The sequence below is a fragment of the Niallia circulans genome (assembly GCF_007273535.1).
GTDB classification, from domain to species: Bacteria; Bacillota; Bacilli; order Bacillales; family Cytobacillaceae; genus Niallia; species Niallia circulans_B.
Window position 1 is genome coordinate 1783728 of record NZ_RIBP01000004.1, and the last position, 19114, is coordinate 1802841.

Below are 19114 nucleotides of genomic sequence, written 5' to 3' on the forward strand. Positions count from 1 at the left end.
GAAGACAGATATGGACATGCATCAATTTTTTATTAGGGGCTTGCCCTTTTTCAGAAAAAAACAGGATAAGCCCTCACTTTTCCTCAGAAAAAGCATATCTAATAAGTATAAAGAATAGCTTGTATCATCTTTTCCGAAAGAGTTACAGCGCTTTTCTTTATACCGTAACCCCATAACCTCCTCTCACTTTTGAGCATTATGTGCATGCACATAATGCTCCTTTTTTTTGTTTAACTAGTAAGAAAGTTCTAATAAATGGCTAAATAAATCAAATGAGATGACCGATAAAATAAATATATGCTATATTGTACCTATAAGTATTAGGTATTATATCCTATAAATTAAAAAGTTAGGGCGGTTTAAAATGAAAAAGAAAAATCTGTTTCATAGTTTACGGACAAAAATAGCTTTCATTATTGTTTTAGCAACAATGATAAGCACGCCTATATCCATACAATTAAATGATATGCTTAGGAATGCGGGAATCTTCGCACCAGAATTAGGAATGGTCATTAATACGGTTATCAACTTGGTGTTCACAACCTTGATTGCGTCTTTATTCACGCGCAGAATTATTATCAAGCCAATTAAAAATCTGCTTGCAGCAACGAAGGAGATTCGCAAAGGAAACCTTGAAATTGACCTTCAAAAAAAATCAAATGATGAAATTGGTCAATTGACTGACGAGTTTGTTTTAATGAAAGACTCCATTAAATCGATGGTAGACAAAGTAAATGAAACTGCTGGAATAGTTAATTCATCTGCAGAAACACTTACAGCTAATACAGTAGAAACAAGTCATGTATCGGAGCAAATTTCTTCGGCCATCCAAAGTGTTGCTGTCGGTTCTGAAGAACAAACAAAGGGTATGGAAAGTGTCGCAGATGCAGTTTCAGTAGTGAATAGTGAAATAATGGATATCGCCAAAAATACAGAAGAGATGGTTCAAGCATCGAATGACACAGTTAATAAGGCAAAAGAAGGACAAGAGGTTGTTGAAAGCACTGTTAAACAAATGAGCCTTATCCAAAATTCAGTCAAAGAATCGAACCAAACAATTGAGCTTCTGCAGGAGCGCTCCCAAGAGATTGGCCAATTCTTAAATGTCATTACCGAAATTGCTGATCAGACTAACCTGCTGGCTCTGAATGCAGCCATTGAAGCAGCAAGAGCAGGCGAAGCAGGGAAAGGGTTTGCTGTTGTTGCAGAGGAAGTCAGAAAGCTTGCTGAACAATCGAATCAATCAGCTAAACAGATTGCCGTTCTCGTTAATGAAATTCAAAAAGACACATTAACCTCTGTTAAGACGATGAGAAGAGTAACAGATGAAGTGAAAGACGGCATAAATATAACAAACAATACGAAGGAAAAATTCAACGTCATTTCAAGCAGCATGGAGAATATGAGTGATCAGATGAAAAACATCCTTGCTGCAGCGAAAAACATCAATGCAAGCATTGTTGAAGTGGCCGGATCTGTTGATCAAGTCACAACCATTGCAAAAGAAAACAGCCAAAATTCCATGAATGTATCTGCTTCTTCCCAAGAACAATTAGCAGCAATTGAAGAAATAACAGTATCCACACAATCCCTTGCACAAATCGCAGATGACCTAGTGGAAGTAGTTAAGATATATCATAAGTAAGAATGGGATATAAGTAGTTAGTCTAGATAAAACCGAGCTAATCGATTACCGAATTATCGATTAGCTCGGTTTTATTTGTGTTTTTAGGAATAAACAAAACTTAAAAAACCTTAGTAAAATGGAGCGGAGGTCACTCAACACTTGCGTGAAATAGAGACGCTTTAGTCCCCGCAGGCGGAGCCGAAGATGATCCATTCCTCCCTGTGCAATGGATGAACATAATATTTTAAGGTAGACTTAAGCTAGGAAGTATATATTAACATCTATAAAAAGAGTTACAGATTTTCTTCCCGTGACAATATTAAAAATACTAAGTGGAATAATATGGAGGATTACATTAAATTTTCATTAAATCCTTGTCGAAAGTTGTTATTTACTGCAATTACAAATATAATGAAGAATTGTATAAACTATTATGTAGGTTACTCTTTTTTAAACCATTTAACTTAAGTTTTCACATATTCGAGGAGCAATGAGAAATGACCCCAAACAGGAATACATCAAAAATAGACTTTACACTTGTACTTATATTAATGCTGTTAAGCTTGGCAAGTCTTGTTGCCATTTATAGTGCCAATTCGAGTTTTGTTATTAAACAAGTTGTCTTTTATGTAATTGGAACGGCGATTATCGCGGGAATTATGCAATTGGATTCAGATCAGCTGAAAAAACTGTCCTGGTATTTATATGGATTTGGACTTGTGCTCCTTTTGCTGCTAATTGTTGCACCTTCTAGTATCGCTCGCGAAATCAATGGTGCGAAAAGCTGGTTTACACTGCCTGGCTTCTCTTTACAGCCTTCTGAGTTCGTTAAAGTCTTTTTAATCTTAACCTTATCTAAGATTATTGTGGACCATCAGGAAAAGCATATCTCAAAGACTACCCAGAGCGATTTCTTATTGCTGCTGAAAATCGGCGGAATTACATTTGTACCATTGCTGCTTGTTATGCAGCAGCCTGATTTAGGTACATCGCTTGTACTTATTGCCATAATGGTTGGGATGATTTTTATATCAGGTATCTCTTGGAAGATAATAACGCCGATATTTGGCGGCGGAATATCCATAGCTACTGGAGTGCTGTATATGGTAATTTGGCATCCAGAGTGGCTGAAGAAGTATTTAGGTGTGCAGGAATACCAATTTGGAAGAATTTATTCATGGTTAGACCCATATAATTATCAAAGCTCTACTGGCTATCATTTGACACAGTCATTACTTGCGATAGGTTCAGGGCAGACGACAGGAAAAGGGATTGGCACAAGCGAAGTTGTTTTGCCGGAAAATCACACAGACTTTATCTTCAGCGTTGTCGGAGAGGAATTCGGATTTATTGGTGCGAGTGTTATCATAAGTTTGTTCTTTCTGCTGATTTATCACATAACTAAAGTTGCGCTTGAAACGAAAAACTCCTTTTACACATGCATTTGTGTTGGTGTCATCAGTATGATAACCTTCCATGTGTTCCAAAATATTGGTATGACTGTTGGAGTATTACCGATAACAGGTATCCCCTTGCCATTTATAAGCTATGGAGGAAGTTCCTTGCTTGGTAATATGTTGGCCATTGGGCTTATCTTCTCGATACGTTTCCATTATAAAAAGTATATGTTCTCAAGTAATGAATAAATTGGCAACAAAAAAGATGTCCTTTTCTTAGGACATCTTTTTTTCTAGTATTGGCTCAGGGGCTATTATTTTTTTATGAGGGGGAAAAATAATAGGTGAGACCACTAGTGCGGTTTAATCAATATTGATAATCATTATCAATTGATTTAAATTTATAATAAAATATAATGAACTTAATGTCAAATGAAAAAAGAGGAGGATACAAGTTTGGATAAAGAATTTCTCGAACAATTTGATTCATTAGTGACAAAATATACAGAGTTATTGCTTGGGGAAGAACAGGAGCATCTTAAGAAGGAAGTGGAGATTTGGATGCTGTACAATCATATGGCAAAATCAATGCCAAGTTTAGTTAAGCATTGGAATGGCCAATTTCCTGAAGCAAAACAGCAAATAGTAGGCATGATAAGTGAAATAAAAAAATTAAATGATTTTCAAAAACAAAAAACAAAATAAATCATATGATGCTAGTAGGAGGACAACTATTCCGCTGTCCTTGCTACTAGCTTTTTTATTTATTGCAAGCCGCCGTTTCCGTTAGGAAACTGTGATTCATATCCTTTAAACTGTTGAAAGGATTGCTGCAATTTTTGCTGATCCGCTGATTCGAGCTTATACCAGCCAGCACGAAACATAAGATCATACAGCTCTCTCTGCATGTTTTGTGTTTCGGTAAAGATGCCGAGCAAATCCTGATACAATACTTCATTGCTTGCTTCATTAAGGGCCGTTGAATAAGAAGCAGTCATGTATTTTTCTGTTGCCAGTAAATCATTAATGAAATCTCTGTCGTTCATTTGTGGAGTTTTGGCTACCTGTTTTTCTGGATTTTGAACTTTTTGTTGATTCATTCTTTACCTCCGTTCACTGCTGCTGCAGTCCTGACGTTTGAGTTTGATTTGTGTCATTCAAGTGAGCCAGTATTTTTTCATAATGCTTCTGGTGCATTTGAGCACATTTTTCTGCTTGCAGTTTCATATTGGCATCTTGAATATTTTGAGCGAAAAAATGAGCTTTTTTAATGGCAAGCAGATTCCAAGAAAGCATATCAGTTAAATACAAGGAGTCTTTGACTGTAACCATTACAGGCGGTTGCATCATTATTCCTTGGTTTTGGTTCATACTGTTAATTGCTTGCTGTTGCATTAATGTACCTCCATTTCCTAATAAAAAGTATGAAAATCGCAATCCTTATTTTTTATACTGGTTGTTTTGGCTATTCCTTTTGCCGCCACCATCACTTTCAACTGTCGGTCCAGCATCTCCCTTAACACTTGCAGCGCTAACTCCACCTTTAGAAGGATTTTTTTTCATCTTGGCCATAATACTCACCCCCTCATTCCTTTTTAGGATTGCCTATTTAGACGGTTTTAAAGATTAAACTTTTTCTTTTCGGCAAATGGGATTAAAATCCGCATATGTTTATTGAGAAGTTCATCATTGTTTTTTATTGTAAAGAAGAAGGCACTCACCCCCTTGCCTTTACTTGTAGATTAAAGAAGGAGGAAGACGGAATGTACAGTATAAAGAAAGCAGCTGTTATTGGTTCCGGAGTCATGGGCTCGGCCATTGCTGCACATCTGGCAAATGTGGGTATTTCAACATTGCTCCTTGATAAAATACCTGCAAGCCTCTCGAAAGAGGAGCAATCAAAAGGCTTAGCCCTTGCTGACAAAGAAGTGCGCAACAGGTTTGCTGCACAAGCGCTTCAAAGAATAAAAGTAAGCAAACCGAGCATGCTCACGGCAATCAGTCACATGACATTGCTGGAAATAGGCAATACAGAAGATGATTTGGAAAGATTGAAGGAAGCAGATTGGATTATTGAGGTTATCACAGAGGAAATAACTGCGAAAAAGGCACTGTTTCAAAAAGTGGATAAAGTAAGAAGACAGGGGTCCATTGTTAGCAGCAATACATCAGGAATATCCATTACACAGATGAAAGAAGGGCTGTCAGATGACTTTCAAGCCCATTTCTTAGGCACTCATTTCTTTAATCCACCACGATATATATCATTGCTTGAATTCATCCCAACAAACAACACCTCAAGTGAAGTTATTTCCTTTATGAAATCATTTGCTGAAACCGTCTTAGGAAGGGTAGTGGTAGAAGCCAAGGATACTCCGAACTTTATTGCTAACCGAATCGGGGCACATGCTTTTCTTACTTCATTGGAAGCAATGGTCCAGATGGATATGACAATCAGTGAAGTAGATCAGCTGACAGGACCACTTATTGGCAGAACAAAAAGTGCTACCTTCCAAACACTTGATATGGTTGGATTAGACACATTTTTTCACACTGTTAAAAATGTTCATAACCGAACAAAGGATAATTTGGAAAAGGAGCAGTATAAGATTCCCGCATTCTTGCTAGAAATGCTTAATGAAAACCTGTTAGGAAGGAAAACAAAGCAGGGGTTCTACAAGAAGACAAAGGATAAAGTTCTAGTCCTTAATTATCATACGATGCAATATGAAGAAGAACTAAAGCCAAAAAGAAGCGAGAAACGTAAAAAGCTAAAGGAGCTTATTTATAATCACAGTACGGAAGGAACCTTTTTATGGAAAAGTGTAATGCCATATTTGCTTTATTCTGGTGAACATGCAACAGAGATTGCAGATAATATCTTCCAAATAGATTTAGCAATCAAGACAGGTTTTAACTGGAAAAGCGGCCCGTTTGAAACATGGGATGAAATAGGACTGACAGAATCACTTGAAAAGCTGAAGCAGGAGAATCAGAAGCTGCCTGAATGGATTGAGCAAATGATGGAGAATGGCTTTACTAGCTTTTATAAAAGGATAGATGGAAAACAATTCTATTATCATAATGGAAAGTATGTACCTATTCCGCTTACGAGCGACGAATATCGATTAAAGCATAGAAAGCAAATTGGCGGAATACTTGCTTCAAATAAAGCGGCAAGTATTATTGACATGGAAGATGATGTGCTTCTTTTTGAAATGCATAGTCCAAATAATGTCATCGGCATGGATATGATTAAGATGCTGAACAAAACAATTGATATGGTGGAAAATACGGACAGAATTAAAGGTCTTGTGATAGGCAGCAGCGGCAAAAACTTTAGTGCAGGAGCAAATTTAGCGATGATGCTCCTTGAAGCACAGAATCAAGATTATATCGAGTTACAGGTAGTGGTGAAGGCATTTCAAGATGTTCTGAAGCGCATTAAGTATTGCAAAAAACCAGTCGCAGCAGCAAGCCATCGTAAAACATTAGGTGGCGGTGCAGAAATTTGTCTTGCCGCTGAGAAAATTCACGCCTCTATCGAAACATATATTGGCCTTGTTGAGACGAGTGCAGGACTTATCCCAGGTGGTGGCGGTACGAAGGAGCTGTACTTAAACATGCTGGCAGAGCAGGAAAACCCAAATGTTGTTGCAGCAGCGGCGCAGGCCTTTAAAGCAATATTGACGAGCAATGTGTCCACATCAGCAGAAGAGGGCAAGGCAACAGGCTTTCTAAAGAGCGGCGATACGATAACATTTAACAGCATGAATGTTATGGAAGAGGCTAAATCTGCCGTAATTGAAATGTTTGATAATGGCTATGAGCTGCGAACAGAAATGAAAATACCTGTCGCAGGCAAACAAGGCTTTCAATTTCTTATGGGTCTGGTAAAAGAATTTGCAGACAAAGGTGCAATATCAAAACATGGTGAAGTTATTGCAGAGAAGCTTGCATACGTTATAACTGGTGGAGATGTTGAGATTCATACGGAAGTGGAGGAAGATTATTTATTGCAATTGGAAAGACAGGCGTTTATAGATCTGTTGCGGGAGAAAGAGACGATAAAAAGAATGCTGCATGTACTAACAGCAGGTAAGCCCCTGCCATTGTAGACAGACATGAAGGAGTGGAGCGATGATGAATAAAGGTGGAAGTTTTTTGCTTGAGGATTCAAGCTGGAAAGATGTATACACACCAGAGGATTTTTCAGAGGAGCATGAGCTGATCGGAGAAATGACAAATGACTTCGTACGAAATTCCGTTATGCCTCATTTGGACAGCATGGAAAAGCATGACTTTAAAAAGGTGCTTGAGCTGATGAAGCAGGCCGGAGAACTTGGACTGCTTGGCGCTGATGTACCTGAAATGTTTGGAGGAGCAGGTCTTGATAAAATAAGCTCTGCCATCATTTCTGAAAAAATGTCCATCGCTGGTGGCTTCTCCATAACGCATGGAGCACATGTCGGAATTGGCTCACTGCCAATCATTCTGTTTGGTAATGTGGAGCAAAAGCAAACGTACTTGCCTGCATTAGCTACAGGAGAAAAGATTGCATCCTATTGCCTAACAGAGCCTACAGCAGGATCTGATGCATTAGGGATAAAAACAACAGCAACATTAAATGCTGAAGGAACCCATTATATTTTAAAGGGACAGAAACAGTGGATTACTAATGCCGGCATCGCAGATGTTTTCACTGTTTATGCGAAAGTAGATGGCAAGGATTATTCTGCTTTTATCGTAGAACGAGAGTTTCCGGGAGTATCTATCGGGAAGGAAGAGAAAAAACTTGGTATTAAAAGCTCCTCCACTTGTTCTGTAATATTGGATAATGTTCTTGTGCCAAAAGAAAACCTTCTTGGAGAAAAAGGGAAAGGACATCTCATTGCCCTAAATGTTTTAAATATGGGCAGGTTTAAATTAGGCATGGGAGCAATTGGCGCAAGTAAGGAAGCATTGAAGGTGACTGTGCCATATATAAAAAATCGTAAGCAATTTCAAACACCAATTTCTGAATTTCCCCTGACAAAAGCAAAAGTCGCCACATTGGCGTCATTGCTGTATGCCTCTGAGAGCTCTGTTTATCGCACAGCAGGATTATTATCGGATGCCCTTGACCCGTTAGAGGGAACAGAGGATTGGAAAATTCCTGCTAAGCTTGTTAATGAATACAGTATGGAATGCAGCTTAAATAAAATATTTTCATCTGAGGCGTTAGACAAGATAGTGGATGAATGTTTGCAGCTTCATGGTGGCAACGGCTTTATGGAGGACTACGCAATTTCAAGAATGTATCGTGATTCAAGGATTAACCGCATTTTTGAAGGAACAAATGAAATTAATCTCTTGGCCGTACCAGGAAATTATTTAAGAAAAGCGATGAAGGGAGATGTCCCGTTATTTGCTGCAGCAAAAGCTATTGAGCGTGAAATGATTACCTTCATTCCAAGTGAGCCTGATGACAGCGTTCTTTCTCAGGAAAAGCTGTTTGTTAAAAATGGCAAAAAGATAGTTCTTATATTACTGGGTTTATTAGCGAAAAAGTATACAACGGAAATAGAGCAGCAGCAAGAGGCACTCACTTCGATTGCAACAATCATATCCCATGTGTTTGCAATGGAATCATGTATTCTGCGTACGGAAAAAGCAATTGCGACAACGAATACAGAAGAAAATCAAAAGCTGTTATATACAGAAATTTATTGTCAGGAAGCATTTCAAATCATTCATACTGAAGCCCAAAACACACTAGCTTACATGGAATCTGGAGATGACTTGCGCCTTGCTCTCTCAGTCCTCAAAAAATATACAAGATTTTTACCAAAGCCGTTGATTGCGTTAAAAAGGGAAGCGGCTGAAAAGGTGATTGCGGCAAATGAGTATATTGTATAAATAAAGGCTGGTAATATAAGATTTTCTCTCAATTAAACCTGAATGATTAGGCGAAATTCATATATTGGCCTAATCATTCAGATTCTTGCATGTTTTTTTGAAGAGTGCAGTAAAGCCAAGTTAAGAATTATTCGTCTTTCGAAGGTTTTCGATAAATCCTTAATATAATGACCGATATATTTAGAAAATGAATGTTATGAATTTATCTTGATATATGATAATATTCAATTATAAATTTAAAAAATACATAAGTAAGGTGAATCGTATGGAGCTTACATTTTATTGGTATCCAAAATGCAGCACTTGCCGAAACGCAAAAAAATGGCTGGATGAAAATGGAGTAGGTTATAAAGAAGTACATATTGTGGAAAATCCTCCTTCACGCTCTACGCTTGAAGACCTATATAAACATAGCGGCTTAGAATTAAAGAAATTCTTTAATACTAGCGGCCAGCGTTATCGCGATCTTGGCTTGAAGGATAAGATGAAAGATATGTCGGATTCAGAGCTTCTCGATATACTTGCTTCTGATGGCATGTTGATTAAACGTCCTTTCACTACAGATGGAAAAAAGGTTACGTTAGGGTTTAAGGAAGAGGATTTTAAACAAAGCTGGACATAATAGTGCCGCTTGCAGGATATTAAACTATTTGGAGGGATAAGCATGAGTACACCGAAAGATTTGCGCTATTCAGAAGAACATGAATGGGTAAAAGTTGAAGGGGAGAATGTGCGAGTTGGAATTACACATTTTGCTCAATCAGAGTTGGGAGACATCGTATTTGTTGAACTTCCAGAGGTTGGAGATGAAGTAAAAGCGGACGAGCCTTTCGGCAGTGTAGAATCTGTCAAAACAGTTTCTGAGCTATATGCACCAATTAGCGGCAAAGTAGTGGAAGTAAATGAAGATTTAAGTGATAATCCTGAATATGTAAACGAATCACCATATGAAAAAGCTTGGATGATTGTTGTTGAACCAACTAATCTTGCTGATGTTGAGCAATTGATGACAGTTGAACAATATGAAGAAATGACAAACGAAAACTGATTTAAGAAGAAGCGCCGGCATATTATCGGCGCTTCTTTGTGTCTAAAATGCCGATAACTTTAACTACTAAAGGCAATATGTTAAAGTATTACATAATAAAACCCTCTCAAGCTGGGGAGAATATGCTGCAAAAATAATATTCTTCAGGTGATTATAATGGATAAAATTATTATTGTAGAAGGTACATCAGATAAGCGGAAAGTAAAAGATATTGTGAGAGAACCAGTGGAAATTATTTGTACAAATGGAACCATCGGTATTGCGAAAATAGATGATCTTATTGAAGATTTATTTGAAAAGGATGTATATATACTCGTGGATGCAGATACATCCGGGGAGAAAATAAGAAAGCTGTTCAGGAAGGAATTGCCTGAAGCAGAGCATATTTTTATCAATAAAATGTATCGTGAAGTCGCAGCAGCACCAAGTCAGCATATTGCTTCCGTTTTGCTGCAGGCTAATATTGATGTTTACCCTGAATTTTTGGATATGAGGATGAAGTAAGTATGGATGAATGGACAGAAAAGGGGCTTCAGGCTTCCTTAAAAGATAAAGGACGATCTTTCCTTTACTTATACACACCCATGTGTGGTACTTGTATGGTAGCAAGCAAAATGCTTACAGTTGTGGAAACAATGAACAATGACTTTTCAATAGGTAAAATGGATTTGAATTATGCGCCTCATTTAGCGGAAGAGTACAAAATAGAAAGTGTTCCATGTCTATTAATTTTTGATGACGGAAACCTAAAAGAAAAATTATACCGCTTTGAGTCGGTACCGCATTTGTTGGAAAAGATGTCTATATAGTTCTTTATCATTCGACAGGAATATTCATATTTCCTGGGAAATGATGAAACATGTCAAAAAGTATTTTCCTTGAACGGAAAGGGAAACAAGCGAACAAGCAGAATACCTTCTATATGAAAATATAGAGGGTGTTGATAAATGCAGCAGATGTTCGCTCAGCTTGTAAATAACTTAAATACAAATCATGTTATTAAGCCGCTATTAAGAAGAGAAGCTTTTATCCTAGAATTAGATTGTGAAGGAAAGACATTTTACTTAGAGCTAAAAAACGGTGTCTTCTCTGTTTTAACAACAACGGAGGACAAGAATATATGCTTGAAGGGTGAACGATGCGTGCTGCAGGATGTATTGCTTGGCAAAGTGCTGCTTCGCCATGCGAAAAAGAAACGGACAGTAGAAGTACATTCTTCCTTAAGAAAGTTATTGCTGTTAGAATCGATCCTTCATTTAGTCAATGTAAATGAGCCGGCAATTTGCAAGCAGTGCTCCTAAAAAAATACTCCTTAAAAAGGGGTATTTTTTTATATATCAGGATAATTTATTAGAATAGTAAGAATTTTCATTTCGTTTATAGGTTAACTCTTTATTGACCAGTAATAACGGGGAATACAGAAAAATACCTTGTTTATATTATTGTCAGAAAATATGACGGTTATTTAATCGATAATTCAGAAAAAACACTATATTAGAAACTTAAAAAAAAATATTGACACCTCCTATTTACCCATGGTACATTACGACTATCAAATTTAACAACGAACTTATTATAACTATATATTCTATACTCTTATCGAGAGAGGTGGAGGGATGTGCCCTATGAAGCCCGGCAACCGTCATATATTGACATGGTGCCAATTCACACAAAGCGTAAGCTTTGATAGATGAGAGGAAGGTTAACTGATAATGCCTTTCTGCTCATTTTATACAAGCGGGAAGGCTTTTTTTATGCAAAAAGTATGGAATGGACTAATTCGTAAAACAATACTTACGATAATAAGTAGTAGGAGCATTTGATAAGACAGTAAAGTAGGTGAACAGTCATGATTAATATCCAAAAGGTTAAAAAAATATATCCTTCTAAACGAGGAAAAGTTACAGCAGTCGACAACGTCAACCTTACGATTGATAAAGGCGAAATTTTCGGTGTGATCGGATACAGCGGTGCAGGTAAAAGTACATTAATCCGTATGCTTAATGGTCTTGAGATTCCTTCAGAGGGAACTGTTTCTGTTGCAGGCTACGAGGTTTCGAAAATAAAAGGGCGCAAGTTAAGACAGGCACGTCAGGAAATCAGCATGATTTTCCAGCATTTTAATTTGCTCTGGTCAAGAACGGTTAAACAAAATATTAGCTTTCCACTTGAAATAGCTGGTGTTGGTAAAGCGGAACGTGACAAGAAGGTGCTTGAGCTTATCAAGCTTGTTGGGCTTGAAGGAAGAGAGGATGCCTATCCATCACAGCTGAGCGGTGGTCAAAAACAGCGTGTCGGTATTGCAAGAGCGCTGGCGAGCGATCCTAAAGTGTTACTTTGTGATGAAGCAACATCTGCTCTTGATCCGCAAACAACAGATGCTATTCTAGATTTGCTTGTAGACATCAATAAACGATTAGGTCTTACTATTGTCCTGATTACACATGAAATGCATGTTATCCGCAAAATTTGTCATCGTGTTGCAGTGATGGAAGGCGGCCGAGTGGTGGAAACAGGTCCTGTAATCGATGTTTTCAAACAGCCTGAGCAAGACATCACAAAAAGGTTTGTCCAGCAAGTTATTGAGCCTGATGAGGCAAAAGACACGATTGAACATTTAGTTGCGAACTACAAAACAGGCAAAATTATCATGCTTGGGTTTGTTGGTGAAAGTGCAGAAAAACCGATTATTACACAGTTGATTCGCTCATTTGATATAACAGTAAACATCATTCAAGGTAAGATTTCACCAACCCAAAACGGTTCATACGGAACACTGTATGTCCATTTGGATGGTAAAGGAGAAGAAGTTGACAAAGCACTTCAATTTCTTCAATCACAAGAAATCAGCGTGGAGGTGATTGAAGGATGACACAATTATTTCCGAATGTAGATTGGGAAAAAATGTGGGCAGCTACTGGAGAAACGCTCTATATGACTGGGTACTCCATTGTTGTCACATTTGTATTAGGTTTAATATTAGGAATTACGCTGTTTCTAACAGCGAAGGGGAATATGTGGAGCAATGTGGTCATCAATAAGATCATCAGTGCGATCGTTAATATATTCCGATCTATTCCTTTCATTATATTGATAGTTCTGCTAATTCCATTCACAAAGCTGCTTGTCGGCAGCATGATTGGGGCAGAAGCTGCATTACCAGCATTGATAATCGGTGCAGCACCGTTTTATGCAAGACTAGTGGAAATTGGTTTGAGAGAAGTGGACAAAGGTGTTATTGAAGCTGCCAAGTCCATGGGAGCAAAACCGATGACAATCATTATGAAGGTATTAATACCTGAATCTTTACCAGCATTAGTATCTGGTATTACCGTTACTGCAATCGCCCTTGTTGGTTCAACAGCAATGGCAGGAGTTATTGGGGCAGGAGGATTAGGAAACCTAGCATATTTGGAAGGCTTCCAGCGCAACAGATCTGATGTCACATTAATGGCAACTATTATTGTTCTTGTTATCGTATTTATTATCCAATTTATTGGAGACTTTATCACATCGAAGATTGACAAAAGATAATAACATGATCATGATTTTCTTTCATTAGCTTGTGTGAGACAAATCATTCCATGATAAAAAAACAAAAAAAGAGGGGTAATTAGCATGAAGAAATTATTGTCTTTACTATTCGCTGTAACATTATTGTTGGCTTTAGCTGCTTGCGGTGCTTCTAAAGATGAGGGTTCATCATCAGACAGCAGTGATACAAAGAAATTGGTTGTTGGAGCATCAAACGTTCCCCATGCTGAAATTTTAGAAAAAGCAAAACCGATCTTAGCTGAAAAAGGTATAGACTTAGAAATTAAAGTATTCCAAGACTATATCCTTCCGAATAAATCATTAGAATCTAAAGAATTGGATGCGAACTATTTCCAACACATTCCTTACCTTGAGCAACAAATTAAAGAAAATGGTTATGATTTTGTAAATGCTGGCGCAATTCACATTGAGCCAATGGCTGTTTACTCTAAAAAATACAAAAGCTTAAGTGATCTTCCAGATGGTGGAACAGTTATTTTCTCTAACTCAGTAGCAGAACAAGGCCGTGTACTTTCATTATTGGAAAAAGGTGGCTTAATCAAGCTTAAAGATGGCGTTGAAAAAGTAGATGCTACAATTGATGACATTGCTGAAAATCCAAAGAATATCAAGTTCAAACCAGATTATGAGCCATCCCTATTGCCTCAAATCTATAATAATGACGAAGGTGATGCTGTTGTTATCAATGCGAACTATGCGTTAGATGCAGGCTTAAACCCAGTTGATGATTCTATTGAAATTGAAGGCAGTGAGTCTCCATATGCAAACATCATCACAGTTCGCAAAGGTGACGAAAACAGAGAAGAAATCAAAACACTTGTTGAGGTTCTTCAATCTAAAGAAATCCAAGACTTCATTAATGAAGAATATAAAGGTGCAGTTATCCCTGTATCAGAATAATGTCAAAAAAAAACGCTTTAGGCTTTTGCCTAGAGCGTTTTTTTTGGAATAAGAATGCCTGCAAATATTAATACTAAGTTTGCAATTCAATACTGTGATAATGCTGCAAAAATCACTGATAAAGTTAATTCTTTAAAAATGGAGGGAATTATTGATGGATATGCAAACACATGGTTCAATTGGAAGTGCGATTCACAACTATAAAGAGGGTATGGGGACTTTTACAAAAAAGATGCCTGAGCTTGCTGAATTATTTAACGCTTATACAGAAAAGTGCTTTCAGGAGGGGCATTTATCTCAAAAGGAAAAGCAGCTCATCGCCCTTGGAATAAGTCTTTATTCTCAAGATGAGTACTGCATTATCTATCATGTTAAAGGCTGTATTGATCAAGGAGCAACAGAAGCGGAGATTCTTGAGGCAATCGGTGTCACTGCCGCTTTTGGAGGCGGAGCTGTTATGAGTCAGGCAGTTACGTTAGTACAAGAAGCAATGACAGAATTTACATCTATCCAGCAATAATTTAGAAACAAAAGTAAGGAGCCGGGTTTAGAGTGTATCTACCGGCTCCTTCTTCGTGATTTTTTTTGAGATATATAATAAGGAAGTAAAATGTTTTTTTGATAAAATCTGCTCGTTTCCAAATGGTATGAAATTCCACCAAATTACTTCAAGAAAATGAAATAATCGGGATATTTTAAAAATTAAACAATATTTGTTATTATTATGTATAGCGTACAAATAAGTTTAAGGTATCAAAGGTTGCCATTAGATTTTATTTGTTATAAGATTAGAATGATAATAAATTGATAATGAAGTTTCGACAATTTTGTGAACAAAACTTCTTTTACTGTGGAGGTATTAAATAATGGGTCAATCTAAATTAGTAATTAATGACTTACATGTAGCAATTGATGAGAAAGAAATTATCAAGGGTCTTAACCTTGAAGTTAAAGGCGGAGAAATCCATGCAATCATGGGACCAAATGGTACTGGTAAATCAACTCTTTCTTCTGCAATCATGGGACATCCTAAGTATGAAGTAACAAGCGGAAGTGTTTCTCTTGATGACGAGGATGTATTGGAAATGGAAGTAGACGAGCGTGCTCGTGCTGGCCTTTTCTTGGCAATGCAATACCCAAGTGAAATCAGCGGTGTCACAAATGCTGACTTCTTGCGTTCTGCACTTAACAGCAGACTAGGTGAAGGCAATGAAATTTCATTGATGAAATTTATCCGTAAAATGGATAGCAATATGGAATACTTGGAAATGGATCCAGATATGGCACAAAGATACTTGAATGAAGGTTTCTCTGGCGGTGAAAAGAAACGTAATGAGATTCTTCAATTAATGATGCTTGAGCCGAAAATTGCTATTTTAGATGAAATCGATTCTGGTTTGGATATCGATGCATTGAAAGTCGTTTCTAAAGGAATCAACCAAATGCGTGGCGAAGACTTCGGTTGCCTAATTATTACACATTACCAAAGATTATTGAACTATATTACACCTGATTTCGTCCATGTCATGATGCAAGGTCGCATTGTTAAGTCTGGCGGACCAGAACTAGCAGCACGTCTTGAAGCAGAAGGTTATGATTGGATTAAGCAAGAGCTTGGAATTGAAGACGAAACAGTTGGACAAGAAGCGTAATAGTTAGGAGGACCCTACCATGACAACGGAAATTAAATTACCATTTGATCAGGAATATATCACTTCCTTTTCAAAAGATATGGGTGAACCAGCTTGGTTAACAGATTTGCGTGTGAAAGCATTAGAATTGGCTGAAGACCTGCCAATGCCAAAGCCTGACAAAACAAACATCAAGAACTGGAACTTCACTCAAATTGATAAACATATCGTGAGCAGTGAGGATTTCGACAGTGTAGATGATTTGCCAGAAGAGGCAAAAGCGCTGATCGACCTAGAAAACAATAAAACTCTTTATATACAACGCAACAACCGCCCTACTTTTATTGCTGTTTCTAACGAGCTAAAGGAAAAAGGTGTGATTTTCACAGACATTTTCACAGCAGCAAGAGAGCACGGCGACCTATTGCAAAAATATTTCATGAAGGATGCTGTAAAAGTTGATGAGCACAAATTAACAGCATTACACGCAGCATTGTTGAATGGTGGAGTATTCCTTTACATTCCGAAAAATGTTGAAGTAGAAGAGCCGATTCAATCCATCTTCCTTCATGATGACGAGGAAACAAACTTGTTTAACCATGTATTGGTTGTGGCAGAAGATAATAGCTCTGTTGTGTATGTGGAAAACTATCTGTCTGTTGCAGAGCCGAAGGAAGCAGTTTTCAACATCGTTACAGAGGTTGTAGCGAATGCAAATTCTAGAGTACAATACGGTGCTGTTGACAACTTGGCTTCTGGTGTAACAACATACGTAAACAGACGTGGTGTTGCTAACCGTGATGCTAAAATTGAATGGGCATTAGGCTTCATGAATGATGGCAACACAATCAGTGAAAATACAACAAACCTTATGGGCGACGGTTCATATGGTGATACGAAATCTGTTGTTGTTGGGCGTGGCGAGCAAAAACAAAACTTCACAACACAGGTTATACATTTCGGGAAAGCTTCAGAAGGCTATATCTTGAAGCATGGTGTTATGAAGGACAGTGCATCATCAATATTCAATGGTATTGGTAAAATTGAGCATGGAGCTACAAAAGCAAATGCTGAACAAGAATCACGCGTACTTATGTTAAGTGAAAAAGCTCGCGGTGATGCAAACCCAATCCTTCTTATTGACGAAGATGATGTAACAGCAGGACATGCTGCATCTGTCGGCAGAGTAGATCCACTTCAGCTTTACTACTTGATGAGCCGCGGTATTCCAAAGCATGAAGCAGAAAGACTTGTTATCCATGGCTTCTTGGCTCCTGTAGTAGAACAGCTTCCAATTGAAGGGGTTAAAAAGCAATTGGTTGAGGTAATTGAAAGGAAAGTAAAATAATGAATATCAAAGATGTTCGTCCATACTTCCCAATCCTGAATCAAGAAGTCAACGGTCATCCTTTGGTATATTTAGATAGTGCTGCTACGTCACAAAAGCCAGTGCAAGTAATTGAAGCATTGGAAAAGTACTATAGAGAATACAACTCTAATGTCCATCGCGGTGTTCATACACTTGGAACAAAAGCTACTGATGGTTATGAAGGCGCAAGAGAAAAAGTCAAAAACTTTATCAATGCTAATTCTACGGAAGAGATTATTTTTACTAGAGGTACAACCACTGCACTAAATACAGTTGCTCAAAGCTATGCGATGGCTAATCTTAAGGAGGGAGACGAAATTGTCATCTCTCCGATGGAGCACCACAGCAATATTATTCCTTGGCAGCAAGTGGCAAAAAGAACAGGTGCTGTTTTGAAGTACTTGCCTCTTCAAGCCGATGGCACCATTAGTTTGGCAGATGTGGAGGAAACGATCACTAATGCAACGAAGCTTGTATCTGTGACGTATGTTTCCAATGTGCTTGGTGTCATTAACCCTGTTAAGGAAATTGGTGCAATTGCCCACAAAGCTGGTGCAGTGCTCGTAGTAGATGCTGCTCAGGCAGCTCCACACTTAAAGGTAGACGTACAGGATATTGACTGTGATTTCCTTGGTTTCTCTGGCCATAAGATGTGCGGTCCAACAGGGATCGGTGTTTTATATGGCAAAAAGCAGTTGCTTGAGAACATGGAACCAATCGAATTCGGCGGCGAGATGATTGATTTTGTAGGACTGTATGAATCAACATGGAAGGAGCTTCCATGGAGGTTTGAAGCAGGTACACCAATCATAGCTGGAGCAATTGGACTAGGAGCAGCAATTGACTTTTTAGAAGAGATTGGCCTAGATACTATTACAGAGCATGAGCATAAGCTTGCTGCATATGCAATGGAAAGAATGTCAACAGTCAATGGTCTGACAATATATGGTCCGAAAAGTGCCGAGAACAGAGCTGGTGTAATCACATTTAATATTGAGGAAGTTCATCCTCACGATGTGGCTACAGTACTTGATGCTGAAGGTATTGCTGTGAGGGCAGGCCATCACTGTGCACAGCCGTTGATGAAGTGGCTGAACGTTTCTGCAACTGCGAGGGCGAGCTTCTACCTCTATAATTCCGAAGATGATATTGATAAATTTGTTGACGGAATTGTTAAAACAAAGGAGTATTTCAGCGATGTCTTTTAATAATTTAGATACACTTTACAGAAGTGTCATTATGGATCATTATAAAAATCCCCGCAATAAAGGGATTTTAGAAGGCAGTCTGACTGTTAACATGAATAATCCGACCTGCGGTGACCGCATTCTGCTGACATTGCAAGTGGAGGATGGCATTGTAAAAGACGCAAAGTTTGATGGGGAAGGCTGCTCCATCAGTATGTCTTCCGCATCCATGATGACACAGGCAATCAAAGGGAAAAAGGTAGACGAAGCATTTGGGCTTTCAAAAACCTTTTCTGATATGATGCAAGGCAAGGATTATAGTGATGATATAGATTTAGGGGATATTGAAGCACTTCAAGGTGTTTGCAAATTCCCTGCGAGAATTAAATGTGCAACATTGGCATGGAAGGCAATGGAAAAGGGCTTTAATGAGGGGCTTAACTAATTAAAGATCCCTTTTCTTCTTATCCAAGGCCAGCTTGGCTGCATATAGAATGGAGGA

21 protein-coding genes and 1 riboswitch are annotated in these 19114 nt (G+C 38.1%); of the genes, 18 read left to right on the top strand and 3 right to left on the bottom strand.

Annotation, left to right across the window (positions count from 1 at the left end):
- The first annotated feature begins 364 nt into the window (after positions 1-364).
- From CEQ21_RS16615 to CEQ21_RS16625, 3 genes are all read left to right on the top strand, one after another.
- Positions 365-1645 (top strand): methyl-accepting chemotaxis protein, encoded by a 1281-nt coding sequence (locus CEQ21_RS16615; RefSeq protein WP_185765489.1) that lies wholly within the window; start codon positions 365-367, stop codon positions 1643-1645.
- Between the two features lie 479 nt (positions 1646-2124).
- Positions 2125-3273, top strand: coding sequence for a rod shape-determining protein RodA (gene rodA / locus CEQ21_RS16620; RefSeq protein ID WP_185765490.1), 1149 nt, complete (start codon positions 2125-2127; stop codon positions 3271-3273).
- 207 nt (positions 3274-3480) lie between these two features.
- Positions 3481-3729 carry a DUF2573 family protein gene (locus CEQ21_RS16625; protein WP_185765491.1) on the top strand — a complete coding sequence of 83 codons (249 nt, stop codon included), beginning with the start codon at positions 3481-3483 and terminating at the stop codon, positions 3727-3729.
- A 59-nt stretch (positions 3730-3788) separates the two neighbouring features.
- On the opposite strand, the gene CEQ21_RS16630 is transcribed toward CEQ21_RS16625, so the two are convergent.
- Genes CEQ21_RS16630 through CEQ21_RS16640 form a run of 3 tightly spaced genes read right to left on the bottom strand, consistent with a single transcriptional unit; the run spans position 3789 to position 4596 of the window.
- The gene (locus CEQ21_RS16630) at positions 3789-4124 is read right to left on the bottom strand and encodes a spore coat protein (RefSeq protein WP_185765492.1); all 336 of its coding nucleotides are present in this window, start codon (positions 4122-4124) and stop codon (positions 3789-3791) included.
- A gap of 13 nt (positions 4125-4137) precedes the next feature.
- The gene (locus CEQ21_RS16635) at positions 4138-4419 is read right to left on the bottom strand and encodes a hypothetical protein (RefSeq protein WP_185765493.1); all 282 of its coding nucleotides are present in this window, start codon (positions 4417-4419) and stop codon (positions 4138-4140) included.
- 45 nt (positions 4420-4464) lie between these two features.
- Positions 4465-4596 (bottom strand): YuzL family protein, encoded by a 132-nt coding sequence (locus CEQ21_RS16640; RefSeq protein ID WP_127738038.1) that lies wholly within the window; start codon positions 4594-4596, stop codon positions 4465-4467.
- A 191-nt stretch (positions 4597-4787) separates the two neighbouring features.
- Between CEQ21_RS16640 and CEQ21_RS16645 the strand changes: the two genes are divergently transcribed.
- The 15 genes from CEQ21_RS16645 to sufU all read left to right on the top strand — a co-directional run bounded on the left by CEQ21_RS16645 (position 4788) and on the right by sufU (position 19057).
- Positions 4788-7142 (top strand): 3-hydroxyacyl-CoA dehydrogenase/enoyl-CoA hydratase family protein, encoded by a 2355-nt coding sequence (locus tag CEQ21_RS16645; protein WP_185765494.1) that lies wholly within the window; start codon positions 4788-4790, stop codon positions 7140-7142.
- A gap of 25 nt (positions 7143-7167) precedes the next feature.
- Positions 7168-8922: an acyl-CoA dehydrogenase family protein gene (locus CEQ21_RS16650; RefSeq protein ID WP_185767308.1), complete on the top strand. Its 1755-nt coding sequence runs from the start codon at positions 7168-7170 to the stop codon at positions 8920-8922.
- A gap of 265 nt (positions 8923-9187) precedes the next feature.
- Entirely contained in the window at positions 9188-9544 is a 357-nt protein-coding gene (locus CEQ21_RS16655; RefSeq protein WP_127738036.1) for an arsenate reductase family protein, read from the top strand.
- Positions 9545-9586: 42 nt separating this feature from the next.
- On the top strand, positions 9587-9970 hold the full coding sequence (gcvH, locus tag CEQ21_RS16660; RefSeq protein WP_127738035.1) for a glycine cleavage system protein GcvH: 384 nt from the start codon (positions 9587-9589) through the stop codon (positions 9968-9970).
- Between the two features lie 156 nt (positions 9971-10126).
- Positions 10127-10474: a toprim domain-containing protein gene (locus CEQ21_RS16665; protein ID WP_419181596.1), complete on the top strand. Its 348-nt coding sequence runs from the start codon at positions 10127-10129 to the stop codon at positions 10472-10474.
- A gap of 2 nt (positions 10475-10476) precedes the next feature.
- Positions 10477-10779 (top strand): thioredoxin family protein, encoded by a 303-nt coding sequence (locus tag CEQ21_RS16670; protein WP_185765496.1) that lies wholly within the window; start codon positions 10477-10479, stop codon positions 10777-10779.
- Positions 10780-10917: 138 nt separating this feature from the next.
- Positions 10918-11271, top strand: a complete 354-nt coding sequence (locus CEQ21_RS16675; protein WP_185765497.1) for a hypothetical protein — start codon at positions 10918-10920, stop codon at positions 11269-11271.
- A gap of 292 nt (positions 11272-11563) precedes the next feature.
- Positions 11564-11667, top strand: a riboswitch (SAM riboswitch).
- A gap of 152 nt (positions 11668-11819) precedes the next feature.
- Positions 11820-12842, top strand: coding sequence for a methionine ABC transporter ATP-binding protein (locus tag CEQ21_RS16680; protein WP_185765498.1), 1023 nt, complete (start codon positions 11820-11822; stop codon positions 12840-12842).
- Positions 12839-13504 (top strand): methionine ABC transporter permease, encoded by a 666-nt coding sequence (locus CEQ21_RS16685; protein ID WP_144453567.1) that lies wholly within the window; start codon positions 12839-12841, stop codon positions 13502-13504. The genes CEQ21_RS16680 and CEQ21_RS16685 overlap by 4 nt, the downstream gene beginning before the upstream one ends.
- Before the next feature lie 84 nt (positions 13505-13588).
- Positions 13589-14425: a methionine ABC transporter substrate-binding lipoprotein MetQ gene (metQ, locus tag CEQ21_RS16690; protein ID WP_185765499.1), complete on the top strand. Its 837-nt coding sequence runs from the start codon at positions 13589-13591 to the stop codon at positions 14423-14425.
- A 154-nt stretch (positions 14426-14579) separates the two neighbouring features.
- Positions 14580-14945: a carboxymuconolactone decarboxylase family protein gene (locus tag CEQ21_RS16695; protein WP_185765500.1), complete on the top strand. Its 366-nt coding sequence runs from the start codon at positions 14580-14582 to the stop codon at positions 14943-14945.
- 346 nt (positions 14946-15291) lie between these two features.
- The gene (gene sufC, locus CEQ21_RS16700; RefSeq protein WP_185765501.1) at positions 15292-16077 is read left to right on the top strand and encodes a Fe-S cluster assembly ATPase SufC; all 786 of its coding nucleotides are present in this window, start codon (positions 15292-15294) and stop codon (positions 16075-16077) included.
- A gap of 19 nt (positions 16078-16096) precedes the next feature.
- Positions 16097-17404, top strand: coding sequence for a Fe-S cluster assembly protein SufD (gene sufD, locus CEQ21_RS16705; RefSeq protein ID WP_185765502.1), 1308 nt, complete (start codon positions 16097-16099; stop codon positions 17402-17404).
- Positions 17404-18633 (top strand): cysteine desulfurase, encoded by a 1230-nt coding sequence (locus CEQ21_RS16710; protein WP_185765503.1) that lies wholly within the window; start codon positions 17404-17406, stop codon positions 18631-18633. The genes sufD and CEQ21_RS16710 overlap by 1 nt, the downstream gene beginning before the upstream one ends.
- On the top strand, positions 18623-19057 hold the full coding sequence (gene sufU, locus CEQ21_RS16715) for a Fe-S cluster assembly sulfur transfer protein SufU (protein ID WP_185765504.1): 435 nt from the start codon (positions 18623-18625) through the stop codon (positions 19055-19057). The genes CEQ21_RS16710 and sufU overlap by 11 nt, the downstream gene beginning before the upstream one ends.
- The last annotated feature ends 57 nt before the right edge of the window (positions 19058-19114 follow it).

What these genes read in the sequence shown, in the direction of transcription:
- CEQ21_RS16615 (WP_185765489.1), top strand. Translation starts at nt 365, where the DNA reads ATGAAAAAGAAAAATCTGTTTCATAGTTTACGGACAAAAATAGCTTTC.
- rodA (WP_185765490.1), top strand. Translation starts at nt 2,125, where the DNA reads ATGACCCCAAACAGGAATACATCAAAAATAGACTTTACACTTGTACTT.
- CEQ21_RS16630 (WP_185765492.1), bottom strand. Translation starts at nt 4,124, where the DNA reads ATGAATCAACAAAAAGTTCAAAATCCAGAAAAACAGGTAGCCAAAACT.
- CEQ21_RS16635 (WP_185765493.1), bottom strand. Translation starts at nt 4,419, where the DNA reads ATGCAACAGCAAGCAATTAACAGTATGAACCAAAACCAAGGAATAATG.
- CEQ21_RS16640 (WP_127738038.1), bottom strand. Translation starts at nt 4,596, where the DNA reads ATGGCCAAGATGAAAAAAAATCCTTCTAAAGGTGGAGTTAGCGCTGCA.
- CEQ21_RS16645 (WP_185765494.1), top strand. Translation starts at nt 4,788, where the DNA reads ATGTACAGTATAAAGAAAGCAGCTGTTATTGGTTCCGGAGTCATGGGC.
- CEQ21_RS16650 (WP_185767308.1), top strand. Translation starts at nt 7,168, where the DNA reads ATGAATAAAGGTGGAAGTTTTTTGCTTGAGGATTCAAGCTGGAAAGAT.
- CEQ21_RS16655 (WP_127738036.1), top strand. Translation starts at nt 9,188, where the DNA reads ATGGAGCTTACATTTTATTGGTATCCAAAATGCAGCACTTGCCGAAAC.
- gcvH (WP_127738035.1), top strand. Translation starts at nt 9,587, where the DNA reads ATGAGTACACCGAAAGATTTGCGCTATTCAGAAGAACATGAATGGGTA.
- CEQ21_RS16665 (WP_419181596.1), top strand. Translation starts at nt 10,127, where the DNA reads ATGGATAAAATTATTATTGTAGAAGGTACATCAGATAAGCGGAAAGTA.
- CEQ21_RS16670 (WP_185765496.1), top strand. Translation starts at nt 10,477, where the DNA reads ATGGATGAATGGACAGAAAAGGGGCTTCAGGCTTCCTTAAAAGATAAA.
- CEQ21_RS16675 (WP_185765497.1), top strand. Translation starts at nt 10,918, where the DNA reads ATGCAGCAGATGTTCGCTCAGCTTGTAAATAACTTAAATACAAATCAT.
- CEQ21_RS16680 (WP_185765498.1), top strand. Translation starts at nt 11,820, where the DNA reads ATGATTAATATCCAAAAGGTTAAAAAAATATATCCTTCTAAACGAGGA.
- CEQ21_RS16685 (WP_144453567.1), top strand. Translation starts at nt 12,839, where the DNA reads ATGACACAATTATTTCCGAATGTAGATTGGGAAAAAATGTGGGCAGCT.
- metQ (WP_185765499.1), top strand. Translation starts at nt 13,589, where the DNA reads ATGAAGAAATTATTGTCTTTACTATTCGCTGTAACATTATTGTTGGCT.
- CEQ21_RS16695 (WP_185765500.1), top strand. Translation starts at nt 14,580, where the DNA reads ATGGATATGCAAACACATGGTTCAATTGGAAGTGCGATTCACAACTAT.
- sufC (WP_185765501.1), top strand. Translation starts at nt 15,292, where the DNA reads ATGGGTCAATCTAAATTAGTAATTAATGACTTACATGTAGCAATTGAT.
- sufD (WP_185765502.1), top strand. Translation starts at nt 16,097, where the DNA reads ATGACAACGGAAATTAAATTACCATTTGATCAGGAATATATCACTTCC.
- CEQ21_RS16710 (WP_185765503.1), top strand. Translation starts at nt 17,404, where the DNA reads ATGAATATCAAAGATGTTCGTCCATACTTCCCAATCCTGAATCAAGAA.
- sufU (WP_185765504.1), top strand. Translation starts at nt 18,623, where the DNA reads ATGTCTTTTAATAATTTAGATACACTTTACAGAAGTGTCATTATGGAT.